The organism is Massilia soli (assembly GCF_016809835.1).
Lineage (GTDB): Bacteria > Pseudomonadota > Gammaproteobacteria > Burkholderiales > Burkholderiaceae_D > Telluria_A > Telluria_A soli.
The window spans coordinates 1-12,848 of record NZ_JAFBIL020000015.1 but is presented as its reverse complement, the minus strand read 5'-3'; the positions used below and the strand labels follow the sequence as shown (position 1 = coordinate 12,848).

Annotated in this window: 10 protein-coding genes; 9 read left to right on the top strand and 1 reads right to left on the bottom strand. The window is 55.6% G+C overall.

Annotation, left to right across the window (positions count from 1 at the left end):
- Positions 1-513: 513 nt before the first annotated feature.
- The gene (locus I4X03_RS22800; RefSeq protein ID WP_223471361.1) at positions 514-753 is read right to left on the bottom strand and encodes a hypothetical protein; all 240 of its coding nucleotides are present in this window, start codon (positions 751-753) and stop codon (positions 514-516) included.
- 1,419 nt (positions 754-2,172) lie between these two features.
- Here I4X03_RS22800 and tssF point away from each other — a divergent pair.
- The 9 genes from tssF (at position 2,173) to I4X03_RS23390 (ending at position 12,599) form a co-directional block, all read left to right on the top strand.
- Positions 2,173-4,011 (top strand): type VI secretion system baseplate subunit TssF, encoded by a 1,839-nt coding sequence (gene tssF, locus I4X03_RS22795; protein WP_223471359.1) that lies wholly within the window; start codon positions 2,173-2,175, stop codon positions 4,009-4,011.
- Positions 3,981-5,090 (top strand): type VI secretion system baseplate subunit TssG, encoded by a 1,110-nt coding sequence (gene tssG, locus I4X03_RS22790; protein WP_223471349.1) that lies wholly within the window; start codon positions 3,981-3,983, stop codon positions 5,088-5,090. Before tssF ends, tssG begins: the two co-directional genes overlap by 31 nt.
- A 109-nt stretch (positions 5,091-5,199) precedes the next feature.
- Positions 5,200-7,431, top strand: a complete 2,232-nt coding sequence (locus tag I4X03_RS22785) for a type VI secretion system Vgr family protein (protein ID WP_223471347.1) — start codon at positions 5,200-5,202, stop codon at positions 7,429-7,431.
- 48 nt (positions 7,432-7,479) lie between these two features.
- A complete protein-coding gene (locus tag I4X03_RS22780) occupies positions 7,480-8,625 on the top strand; it encodes a DUF2169 family type VI secretion system accessory protein (protein WP_223471345.1) in 1,146 nt (381 codons plus the stop codon).
- Entirely contained in the window at positions 8,622-10,478 is a 1,857-nt protein-coding gene (locus I4X03_RS22775; RefSeq protein WP_223471343.1) for a PAAR-like domain-containing protein, read from the top strand. Before I4X03_RS22780 ends, I4X03_RS22775 begins: the two co-directional genes overlap by 4 nt.
- Positions 10,479-10,486: 8 nt before the next feature.
- The gene (locus tag I4X03_RS22770) at positions 10,487-10,912 is read left to right on the top strand and encodes a hypothetical protein (protein ID WP_223471341.1); all 426 of its coding nucleotides are present in this window, start codon (positions 10,487-10,489) and stop codon (positions 10,910-10,912) included.
- Positions 10,913-11,019: 107 nt separating this feature from the next.
- Positions 11,020-11,445, top strand: coding sequence for a hypothetical protein (locus I4X03_RS22765; protein ID WP_223471339.1), 426 nt, complete (start codon positions 11,020-11,022; stop codon positions 11,443-11,445).
- Between the two features lie 457 nt (positions 11,446-11,902).
- Positions 11,903-12,274, top strand: coding sequence for a hypothetical protein (locus tag I4X03_RS22760; protein ID WP_223471337.1), 372 nt, complete (start codon positions 11,903-11,905; stop codon positions 12,272-12,274).
- Between the two features lie 157 nt (positions 12,275-12,431).
- A complete protein-coding gene (locus I4X03_RS23390) occupies positions 12,432-12,599 on the top strand; it encodes an Imm74 family immunity protein (RefSeq protein ID WP_223471335.1) in 168 nt (55 codons plus the stop codon).
- The last annotated feature ends 249 nt before the right edge of the window (positions 12,600-12,848 follow it).

Sequence of the window (12,848 nt, the reverse complement as noted above, 5' to 3'; positions counted from 1 at the left end):
ATTGAACGACTGAATTTGACCTGACAATCGCAGGCTACAAACCGGGCAACTGTCAGATCAGGTCGCGTTTACTACAGATTAAGGCACCAATGCGATCATTGGGACGCCCTCCTATGCATAGCGATATGACTAGTCCTAAAAGCGAGGTATCTTACCGCTCCCGCCGTGCGGCGACCGCTATCAATCATTACTGTCGCCGTTAGGTTTTGAAGGTATAGGAACTGGTGCCGTGAAATTCCTCAGATCTAGACTAGTGAGTAAAAAGTTCCTATGGCATTGCCGCGCCAATGATCGTTTATTTGCGCGTTCGTTTGCAGCAGTGCGGCTACCGAGCCTGCGATCGGGAATGACCGTGGCTTTTCTGAGAACGCGGCAAATAAGTTCAAGCAGTACCGTGGTCCCTAACATTTTCTCGCGCCGGCTTCGCGCTCGAGTGGCTCTGTGTAAGAAATTGCTGACTGAGATTAACCACTTAGAGCGCCGCGTTCACGCGCTTGAGGCTTTCTTCAACAATTAGCTATCGTTTTGCAGTTGCCAGGGCTGGCGGGGCCCAGGCGAAACGCCGCGAACCCGCAATAGCGCAAAACAGCGGAACAGGATCTGGCTACGCGCTTCCATGGTGCGGAACGCCACCAGCTTGGCACGGGTGGCGTGCTGGCTGTCGTGGATGGCGATTATTTCCTGCAACTGCTGTTTCCAGTCGCGATGGCTGACCATCACCTTCTCCCGATGACAATAAACGTGAACTGGCATGGCTGCGCCAGCCGCGCGGCGCCAGCGAAGGCGCGCGGCCGGTGGACGGTACTGCCGGCCTCGCGCGGTCCGGGCGCGTGCCGTGGTGGATAGAGTTCCGCCGCGAGCGGCGTGGTAGCGTAAAAATGCTCGATTGGCGGCGCGCCGGATTTCGCCGGAAACGCCGTCCCCGCCGTAGCGGGACGCCATGCGCAAGGCATGGCCGCTTTCCCGAAGGCAAGCGCACTGCTGGATAGATGTGATCGATCTCCCGCCGCGCTATCCAGGACCCTACCACCAGGTCCGCGCAAGCTGCCAAGCCAACTGCAGGGAGCGGCGCCTCGAGGGCGACGACACCATGCAGGACCGCAAGCGGTCGATGCCAGGCTGGGAGAAACGTTTCCTCAAAGGGCCAACTTGAAACACCGGTCGAGCCGGTGGGCGCGCAGTCGAGCCGCGCGCGGTGTGGCAGGTCCTGTCGGGCAGGAACGGCCAGGATGCGGGCCAAGCAGCAACGGGTTGTCCCGTGCTGCACGAGTCGCCGCGCATCCTGGCTTGCAGGATGGCGGCGGGCCGGTTCACTCAGGGCGGGCCGGCTGGCCAGGTAACGTCACGGTGCCGCGCGGGCGGCGCGTGCTTGCCGGTGAAGCAGGGCGGGGCACGTGATTTGGGCAGGACCGGCTCGAGGCCGTCCCGCCGGCGCTGAGTAGCGCTTGGTCGTAGTGGGGCGCGCAACCGGTCGGGCCGGGTGCGGCGGGGAGAGTTGGACGCGCACAGCGTCGTGCCTTGCTGTTAATGCGGGTATCGACCGCAACGCCCACCTGTTGGTCCGTCGAACGGACCGGTGCAGGGGGACACCTTGAAGCAGGGTCAAGAGTAGGCAAATGCGCGCCCGCTGTCAAGCACCCGGTTGTCCGCGCCAAAAATGCTGAATGCACCCCTGAATTTTTGGTAATGCACGCGCTTTGACGCGGGCCCCCTAGACAGGGCGCGAAAGTAAAGTACCTCTGTTTGTGATCGTGATTGCGGGCTGTGGCTGTCCAGGCTCCATTCTCCGAATCGATCACGATCTGAGCACGGGTATGGTCCGACTTACCGCCAGGCTAGATTTCTATCCCGATCTCACTCGGACCATGGACCGATTCCAGTCCGAGAACAAGCGTCACGCTGAACAAAAATTGCCCCTGGATGTCGCATGCCCGCTCGGCAAAATCCTGATCCGACACGGCTTTCCTTCGCGATCAACGCTGGGAATATGCGGGGTTCATCATGCACTCAATCCAAAGTCCGGTCCGATCGGGGTAACTTTCCCCTCTGCGAACAGGTCGGCTTCTCCACGCCAATTTCAGCCTGCCATTCCGCCGATTGATATTTCTCAAAGCCGCAACAAAAGTTGAATGGGAGCATATTGATTGGGATAAATAATAGGAGGGTTTCCTCGTGGATGATCTATTGCCGTACTACGAGCGAGAACTCGGCATTTTTCGACAATATACCCGCCAGTTCTCGGAGCGATTTCCTAAAACCGCTGGCAAGCTACTCATCGCGGGCGAAAATTCCGAAGATCCCCACGTCGAACGGATGATCCAATCCTTCGCGCTGTTGACCGCACGGGTTTCGAAGCGGCTCGACAGCGACTACCCAAAGTTTACCGAAGCGATGCTGGAGAGCCTGTATCCCCATTTTCTTCGGCCATTGCCTTCCTACTCGATCGTCGAAATCGGCGGGCGTGACAATGAGCAGCCCGAATCAATCGCTGTCCTGCCGCGCGGGAGCACGCTGCAATCCGATTCGGTGCAAGGGGTAACGTGTCTGTTCACTACAGCCTACGACGTGACCCTTGCGCCTCTCGTGATCCCCAAGGTCACGTTCATGCCGGTAATCGATGATACGTTGCGCGCGATGAGACTGCCTCCTACTGTGACCGCAAGCATAAGCATCACGATCGATAGCATCGCGCATGGGCTTGGCGCTTTCGCCGCGCGCCTGAAGAAGATCCGCGTCTTTATAGACGCAGAGCCATCTCTGCGTGCCTCCCTGATCGACACGCTACTGATCCGCTCGGCGGGCGCCTACCTCCAGGACGGAAGCACGGGTGCGTGGAATGCGCTCAAGCGTGTGCCTCTGGACGTTGCTGGCTTTGGTGACGATGACACGATGATTCCTTTCACAGCCCGATCGCATCCGGCTTTTCGGCTTTTGACGGAGTACTTTTCGTATCCCGAAAAATTCAACTTTATCGACATCGACCTCAGCGAGATTGCACCACTGCTCTCAGAAAAGTGCTCACGCATGACGCTGCAATTCACCATCGCCGGCCTGTCGAGCGACTCGAACGAGGCGCGGCTACTGGCGGCGCTATCAAACAAGAATTTTAAATTAAGCTGTACGCCAGTCGTGAACCTGTTTGAAAAGCGCGGTATACCGGTTCAGCAGGATCACACCAGTGCTGACTATCCGCTGCTTGCCGATGCCACGCACGCTTCAGGGTATGAGATCCATTCTGTGAACTCGGTTCGGCTCGTCCGTGAGTCATCGGCCGGCAACACGGTAACGGACTTCACGCCGCTATATGCTGCTCGCCCTGACGGCGCGGCCGACGGCAAGGGCAACTATTGGATGGCCCGCCGTGACGAAACGATCGCTGCGATCAGTCCAGGTCATGAACTCCGGATTACGCTCGTTGATTCGGACTTCAACCCTAGCAGCGGCGAGACAGCGACGCTGTCGACGGAGCTTAGTTGCACCAATCGCGACCTACCATCCCAGCTGCGCTACGGTCATGTCAGTGGCGACCTCACTTGCGATGCCGTCGCTACTACGATGCCGATCCGGCTATTACGCAAGCCGTCCTCTCCGTACCGCTTCGCATCCGACAAGGGGTCCCATTGGCGCCTGATCTCGCACCTCACGTTGAACTATTCGACCTTGACGAACGCCGGTCTGTCTGACCTTCGAAAAATGCTTTCGCTGTACGACCTGCCGCGGTCGGCAATTTCACAACGGCAGATTGGCGGCATCGTGGGGCTTGAGCACGGAACGGTACGCGCATGGATGCCAACCTTGCCGGTAGCTTCGCTTATGCCTGGCATCGGCATTCGAATGACGGTCGACGAGCAGGCCTTTGTCGGCAGCGCGCTCTACATCTTTGCGCGCGTCATGGACCGCTACTTCGCACTTAACCGCCAGCTCAACTGCTTCACCCAGCTCGAGATCGTCTCGGAACAATCAGGGAAGGAGATACTGAGATGTCAGCCTCGCTGCGCCGAAAAAGCGTAATCCAGCGCCTACTGGATGAACCGTATCGATTTGAGTTCGGCCAGGCTGTCAATCTGATCGTCCTATGGCTGGGTAGTCAGGGCGTGCCACGGGAGAGGGCGCTCCTTGATCACTTGAGGTTTGAAAATAGCCTGTCCTTGGCATTCCCGCCCAGCCAGATTGAGAGTATGGCCGCGATTTGCGACGACGATATCGTTAGTGAGAATGACCTCGCCCAGAAGCTGAATGAAGACCGAGTGCTGCAGTTCACGTTGACGCCCACCTTTATGGGCTTCCTTGGCGAGAATGGCGCACTGCCTCATCACTATACCGAGCGGATCGCAGCCCATCAGTTGCTCGGGAAGGACGAGGCGCCGCGTGCCTTCCTGGATCTGTTTTCAAACCGCGCACTGGCGCTTTTCTATGAAGCCTGGCGAAAGAACCGTGTTGAGCAGTCGATTGGCGACGGCAAGGATAACTACCTGCCGCTTCTTCTCAGCCTGGCAGGCTTCCAGCCCCGAGCATCGAAAGATAACGCCGAGGGCATCAGCGACGAGACAATTGCGTTGTTCGCCGGGGTGCTGCAGCAGCGCCCAGTCTCACCTGTGATTCTCGCCCGCGTGCTTGCCTGTGTTCTTGAGGTATCGATCGAGGTGGAAGAGTCGGTCGGGTTCTGGAGCGTACTGGAATCGCATGAACAATGCGCGCCTGGCCTTATGAACGCCACTCTCGGATACAACACAATTCTTGGCGAGCGCACCTGGCGCCCGGACCTTGGGGCACGGTTGTCCGTTGGGCCGATGCATAGGGAGCAGTTCGAAAGCTTCCTTCCAGGTGGGGGCGCTGCAATGTCGCTGGCGAAGATGCTGACGCTGTTCGGCGATCACACGGTCGTTTATGAGACCAGGCTCATCCTCCATGCTGACGATATCCGGCCGATCGTTCTCGGAGGCTCAGTCGCCATGGGCGCACGCTTGGGTCAGGACAGCTTCCTCATCAGTGAGTCGAGTTCGAGCGACCGAGACGACGTGTTCTATCACATCGCTCCGATGGCGCCGTTGCCACCACGGGTCCCCATACGCACGCATCCGCTGAGCTAGGTCTTCCTAAACTTGACGGCAGTCAACAACCCGACGAGTGTAATCGGTAGAGTCTGCCAGATCGTATTCGACAACTGCGCCCCAGTATTTCTGCCACGGACATAAAACCATGAATCAATTTAAAGGCGACGCGGCCGCGCTTGAAGCCCTGGCCAATGACCGGCAAGGCAAGCGCATACTGCGCCTGCGGTTTCCAAAAGACGATGCGCCGGCTAACGCTTTCATGCTGGCCAATCGTCTTGATGCAAGTGAGGGGCTGGGGCAAGATTACGCTTTCACAGTTGAGGTCCTATCGGACAACGCAGCAATTCCGCACGATGACGTGCTCGGCAAGATGGTGACTATCGAACTGGTGCGCGAGGACGGCACGCTCCGCTTTTTCAACGGCTACGTGTTCGATTTCAGCTTCCTCAAAACCGACGGCGGCTTTGCGTACTACCAGCTTGTACTCGAACCATGGCTGTCCTATCTTCGACTGCGCCAGGACAACGTGGCGTTCCACGACATGAGCGTCATCGACATGACGACGAAGATATGCGACGAGTACATCAAGCGCGACTGGCGGCATCGCGTCGTCGCCGCCGATCCGCCAATTACCTATAGCTGCCAGCACAACGAAAGCGAACATAACTTCCTGCACAGGCACTGGGAGGCGAGGGGCTGGCACTATTATTACGAGCATCGCGCTGATGGACATTCGCTGGTACTTTGCGACGATAGCACCCGATGCGCGCTACCCATAGCCGGCGAACGGACCGACATGCCATACCAGGACAAGGCCGGCGCAGCGGAAGACGATGGGATCCACCGGTGGAGCCCCGGGCGCCGTATCGGATCCGATAAGGTGACTGCGGTGAGCTTCAACTTCAAGCACCCCAGGCCCAAGCGCGTCGAAAGGACATCGGCGCAGAGCCGAAGCGCCGAACCGCAGCTGGAAGTGTATGAGAACACCGGTACCTACGGGTTCAAGGACTTCGACGACGGGCAGGCACTTGCGCAGCTGCGGATTGAAGAGCTGGACGCTCGGCGCAGCGAGTATCGCGCCAAGGGTAACGATCGCACCGCGGAGCCGGGGAGATGGTTCACCTTGAGCGGGTATCCCGAATCAGGCAATGCGAAGGCGGCGGCCGAGCAAAAATATCTCATTACGTCGGTGCGCCACGAGGCCACGAACAACTACCAGGATGGACGCGGTGCGGTCTCGAGTTACAGCAAGGAGATGACATGCATCGCGCACAACCTGCCATGGCGCCCTGGACGCGGCTTCAACAGCGAGGAGCCGAAGATCTTCGGGGTTCAAACTGCGGTCGTCGTTGGTCCTCCTGGAGAGGAAATTTACACAGACGGCTACGGACGGGTGAAGGTGCAGTTTCACTGGGATCGTAAAGGCGAGTTTGATGATAAGAGCTCACCATGGGTTCGCGTCCTTACGACATGGGCGGGTCCGCAATTCGGTCAGATCAGTCTTCCCCGCGTTGGCATGGAAGTGGCATTGCACTTCTTGGATGGGAACATTAGCCATCCGCTGATCATTGGTTGTGTCTTCAACGCGAACAACATGCCGCCGTGGGAACTTCCGCTTAATAAGACGCAGAGCGGGATCCTGACCAGGTCCACGAAAGAGGGTAGAAGCGCGCATGCCAACGCCCTCAGATTCGAAGACAAGCGCGGCGAGGAAGAGTTGTGGCTGCACGCGGAGAAGGATCAGCGGATTGAAGTTGAGCACGACGAATCGCACTGGGTAGGCAACGATCGTAGGAAGACCGTTGACCACAATGAAATGGTTGAGGTCAAGAACGACCAACAGATAACAGTTCACAACAACCGCTCAGAGCGGGTCGATCACGAAGAGAAGATCAGCATAGGTGACAATCGCTCTGAGGATGTGGGCAAAAACGAGACGATCAGCATCGGAGGAAATCGTACCAAGTCAGTCACCAAAAACGAGAAGGACAGTATTGGAAAGAACTGGTCCATCAACGTCACCAAGGTGAAGACCGAGACGATCGGTATGGCGTACATGCAAAACGTCGGAATGGGGCGTATGGAAAACGTCGGCCTCGGTTACGACTTAAACGTCGGCCTTGTCATGGCAACCGTTGTCGGCGCTAGCCAATTTACGAAGGTCGGCAAGACAGTTTCCATTTCCGCTGGCGACAAAATTCAGCTTATTTGCGGGCAATCGAAACTGGTGCTCACGCCAACTGCCATCTACATAGAGGGCAACGATGTTCATATCAAGAGCAGCAGCAAGGTTCAAGTTGATGGGCCCGCTGACGTATTGCTGAACTCCGGAGGTGCGCAGAGCGCTCCCCTGGGCCCAAAGAGTAAAGACGAATGAACGCTACAGCGTCGTTGCAATTTAATGCGTGGACGCATGGGGGAACTCATGACCACTATTGAGAACAGCACCGGGGTTCCACATTTCTGGTTCGAACAAACCGGGCCGGACGGCGAACAGCTTGATGTGCTAGTTGTACGCGCCACGTTCGCCTTCGGAGTCGATGGCCAGCCGATGACGCTGTCGCCTAATCAACAGCCAATTGCCTTCGGCGATGCCTATTCGGATTCCGCCGAAAGCGACCCGCTGCGCGCCGTCATCACGGAGGACGGGGATCTACTCCCATACAAACCTGGCACTGATGTCCTGATTGTTGGCCACGCGGTCGCACCGGCCGGCATTACTCAGCCATCTTGGCTCGCCAGCGTCGGGATCGGGCAGATGCGCAAAAGTTTACGTCTGCACGGACCGAGAAATTTTTACAAAAGCTTTTTTGGCTGGCGCCTCGGACCTAGCGAGCCAGTTGCATACGTGCCGCTCGACTACCGGCTCGCGTACGGGGGATGCATCGAAGTTCCGGCGGCCCTTACGGCAGATGGTATCGCCGACACGATCAAGCATTCCGGCAACCCGGCAGGATGCGGCTGGCTCCCGAAGCCAAGTGCGTATAAGCACCTGCCTAGGTCCGCACGTAGGCATGTCGAGGATTTGATCAAGGGGAAGAAAGTTCTGCCCGCACCCCAAATTGAATCAGCGGAAGCGCCTGTCCGGCATCCGTTTCAAAACGTGGCTGCACAAGGTTTGAGCCCTATCGCGCGCTGGTGTGAACCGAGATTGTCGTGGCAAGGGACGTACGACGATGAGTGGCATGCGACTAGGAATTCCGTGTTGCCAATAGATTTCGATTCGCGCTACTACCAAAGTGCTGCTGCAGACCAGGTGTGTTATCCGCATCTGAACGGTGACGAGCGGGTCGTACTGACGGGCCTATTATCCGACGATCGAGAAATGCGCCTGCCGGGGTGGCGCATGGTTGCTGTGGTCACACGCGCTAGTGGTGAGAGCACGGTAAGCGTTTTGAACCTCGATACTGTTCGTTTCGATCTGGAATCGGGTGAGGCCTCGCTGGTGTGGCGCGCACACTTCGATTTTGACGATCCGGTCGTTGAAATTGCTTTAGCCGCTACCACGGATGGCGTCAACAGCGATAGCTCGTCAATGACGACGATGCCGAGCGGTGAGAGTACCCGATGAGTTCGTCACGCGATAAGTTGAGATTATCGGATCCGATGGGATCTGCTCCCAAGGGGGATGTCGTCCTGGACCGAAGATCGATTGAAGATCAGCTCGCCGAGCGTGCACAATGGATTGAGAACGAGAAGCGTATAGCTCAGCTTGAGCGCAGTAACGCGAAGCTCGAAGCGCAACTCTCCCAAATCGAACCGGCAGTCCCCAATGCCAACGCTACCGGCCAGGGGAAGGTGAGTCATATTGCGCATTCCGAAGGATGGCAAGCGATCTGTACTGCTCCTGATTTCTGCAAGGTCGGCAACGCCGTGGTGGCGTTCAATAGTTTTGCGACGTTGGACATGCAGCAGACTGCGTCGCCAAATGTTAAGGCGAGAGGTACTGCGGTGTACCGCAAAGGCGACATGATTAAGCAGGTCCAGGGAGATGCCGGCAAACACATTGTTTCCGGCACCTCTCTCGGCAGCGGACATGTCAAGATTCTGGACGGCCACGATAACGTCAAAGTGAACGGAATTCCGGTCGCGCGCCACGACAGCCGCTGCCTGATCAACTGTGACGCTTCGGGTGTCGGTGGCGCGCAAGGAAAGCTCGTTACTGAGCGAAAGAGTGTCACAGAGGGCAAATTCCCATCGCATGGCACAGCGCCGTCGGGTGAGCGCTCCAGCGAAAAGCTCGACGCACTCAATAAGGTTAGGGCTCAACTCGTTGACGGGATGCTAAATCTGAATGCGAGCGACAAGTACATCAACTTCGACCAATCAAACGAAGTGCTCAGTGACCTAATCGGGCAGATCAGGGGAAACCGGGGTACAGCACTCGGCTATGCAGCCCAAGTAGCGCGCGGGGTGCTTGGATTCGGCAAAGACATCGTGCTAGGGACGGGCGAAATACTTTACGAGGGTATCAAGGCCGTGCCGAAAGTTGTTCAACTCAGTCAGACTGAAAGCGGCCGATTACTTGCCCAGCTAGACGCACAAATCCTTGCCGAAGATATAAAACTGGGTAACATTACTCCTGGCACGGTCGGGCAGGGCGCGCTGCAGCTTGGCAAAGCAATTATTAAACCAGTAACCGATCCTTGGGCCAAGGGAGATTACGTTGAAGCTGTAGCGCGCGGCGCCGCAGAAATCGGCACGTTAGCACTGGGATGGTTGAAAGGTAACAAGGCGGCGCGCGTTGCGAAGGGGGCGAATGCAAGCAAGACGGCGGGTACAGCGGGAGTAGCAGCCGTGGCGAATTCCGTTGATGCTGCGGCAGCACAGACGGCGCGTACCTCTGGCGGACACGTAAATAGTGGGGTCCATGTAAAGGTTGGCTCGAAGCCGGAGTTCAGCGGGGATTGGAACAAGTATCAAACCCATGGAATTAAAGCTGACCCGATGAAGTCGGCCGAAGGCCGGAGATTAGTTAGGCAGTTTGAAGAGCAGGGCATGAGTGAAAGGACGGCGATTAAGGAGGCGCGGGAGTTGATTAAGACTGGTTCATCGCCGCCAATGGCGAATCCCATAGAGGTCGGCGACAAGTTGTTTAAGGTGATTCCTGAGGGACGCTCCGTTAGCCAAAGTAGCGCTTTTTGGGCGACCGATGCCGAGCTGCGTACGTTGAAAGGGCTGACTTACGATCAAATTGCCGATAAACTGGGTGTGCCCTTGGCATCTCAGCAGGGAACAAAATTTCACGTAATGGAAATAACCGCATTTCGTAACGGAACGTCTTTTACGTCCGTTATTGCGCCCACCACCGAAGTGGGAGCGAATGGCGTGATTTGGTCGCAACGCGGTGGGGGATTGCAAACACTGTTGACTGACCGAAGTATATTTACCCAGCCAAAGCTTACCGCGATAAAATTTCCATAGGATAAAGTATGTATAGAAAATTGGTACGGTATGACCAGTGGCATTTTGCTGAGGTGGATCCCGTGTGCCTCAGAAGAATGGCGATTCGCCTACGCGATTTAATTGTTCAAAAGGTCGATAGGTCTAACGACATTTACGGGTTCTATTCGAGTACGATGCCTGTTATAGAAGCGGCGATTAGAGGCGAGATAACCGAATCGATGGACGAGGATGAGAGTCACTTTATCAGCAGGAATTATTATCACGATAAAAGCGAAGGTTCGCTGCCGCCCGAGTATGATCAAGACTTCATGACTGCCGTTGCAGAGTTTTCAGTTACCGCCGAGGCACTATCGTTGGAGGATTTCGATGAGGTTCTCCTTGACGGTGTCACTTACGGCTGGGTGGATTTTGAAGAACCCGGCGATTGGCCCGATAAAGTGAAACATTCTTAGCGGTTCTGTTTAAAATATTGGTGGTACTAAAGCAGTACAATATTTTCAATTTCGACGAACGCTTTAGGTAACTGCTTGAGTCCATGACGGCTATAGATCTCTATTCTATGCATAAGAAACTGGTCAAGTACGATGAATGGCATTGGGCCGAGGTCGACCCCATCTGCCTAAAGCGAAACGCGATAACGCTTCGCGATGAAATCGAGAAAAAAATTTCACCGGATGATGATCCGTATCAGTTTTATAGCAGAACGTACCCCGTAGTCCAGGCGGCGATAAGGGGCGACATTGTTAAATCTCTGGATGAAAATGTTTCGCGATTTGTTAGTGGAAACTTTAAGCGAGACAATAGCGAGGGGACCTTGCCGCCGGAATACGATCATGATTTCAGAAAGGCTGTAGCTGGATTTTCTGTTACTGTTCAGGGGCTCTCACTGGAGCAAATTCAGACGCACGAAATCGATGGCACGACCTATGGTTGGCTTGACTTTGAAGATGAGGGCGATTGGCCCGACAAGGTAAAGTTCCCTTAGAGTCGATGCCAACATTTACAAATCCTGTTAAGTATACAATAGGTGAGCATTATTCGGATCCCTAGGAACTGTAACGCTTTAGAGAAGCAGAAATTGGGCATGTCATGGCAGCAACATAATGAACCATGAGTGCCGCGCAAGAGAAAGACTTACTGCGCTGTCGAGGCCACCGTACCCGAGATTCCAGTAGGGTTGCTTGACCAGTTTTTGACGGGACGAATGCAGGCCGAATCTGTCGAAGCCGTGATGTGCAAGTTAATGCGCTCTACTCGAACGGGCCTTCGGGGCCGAGATGACCCACTACCGAGGCTATTCGTCAGCGCCGCCGCCCCGCTGCTGACCTGCATGTCGCACCTGACTCGCAAAGGCTAGACTACGCCAGTTGAAGGGACCGCAAGACCATAGCGCCAGCAATCGTGCCTATCCACACGCGAACTGAATTTCCTTAAGGAAGAGCATGAAAAGGAGGTTGGTGAGAGTCTGCCCGTTGACCGGAGATTACGCGGAAGTTGATGGCGTGCGCCTAAAGCGTGAAGCTCAGGAATTGTTGAATTATGTTCGGCAACACATTGATGCAAACAACGATGATTTGGAAATTTGGAAATGGATCGGTCCAATTTGCGATGCTGTATTAAATGATTCCATCGCCGTTCCAGTCAAATTCTCGGAATTGCCATTGCAGTATGCGTCGCGCGAAGGACTCTTGCCGAAAAAATTCTGTGAGTTATATTCTGCGTTTTCATTAACTATCTCGGGCACGGCCCGCGAAATTCTAGGAAACGTGGATGTAGATGGTGTGTTGTATACATATGCCGATTTTGAGGCGTGAAAGCGTCCATAGCCGGCGACAATGGTTCATACTCTTGAAACCACCCTGACCTATAATGGGGGCGCCACGATGTGGGACATTGGCTATGACCAGATAGCCAGCAGGTTTGAGGCCCTTGAGTCAAGGCGGCCAGGTAGGCCAGGCATAGAAACGTGAAATGATATCGATTGTCAAAATAACGCCGAGTTCAATCACCTTACGGGTCGACCATAAGACGGTCAAAGTATCGGGTGAGTCGTTTCTACGCGGGCATGGGTCATCTGATTTCGTCATCAATATTGCGAGCATAAGTTGTGGGAACAACCCTTTGATACTGTTGTCATAACCGACGCTGAACGCGTATTCATTGTTGCCTATCTGCTGGAAGAGCTGGCTGTTCGCAGGTGGAACGTTACTGCAGAGTAGCCTACCTCTGCGGTTCGGTCCTCAACCCAGCATTCGGGGCTGCTTGAAACTCCATTCCTCCGCGCCGACAAACGTTCGCCAACGGCCGCTAAGGAAGCGCTGATCAATTGATGATTTCAGCGGTTTCCCGATTTTTGGCGGAAGCGGCATCGTCGAAAAAACGGAATGC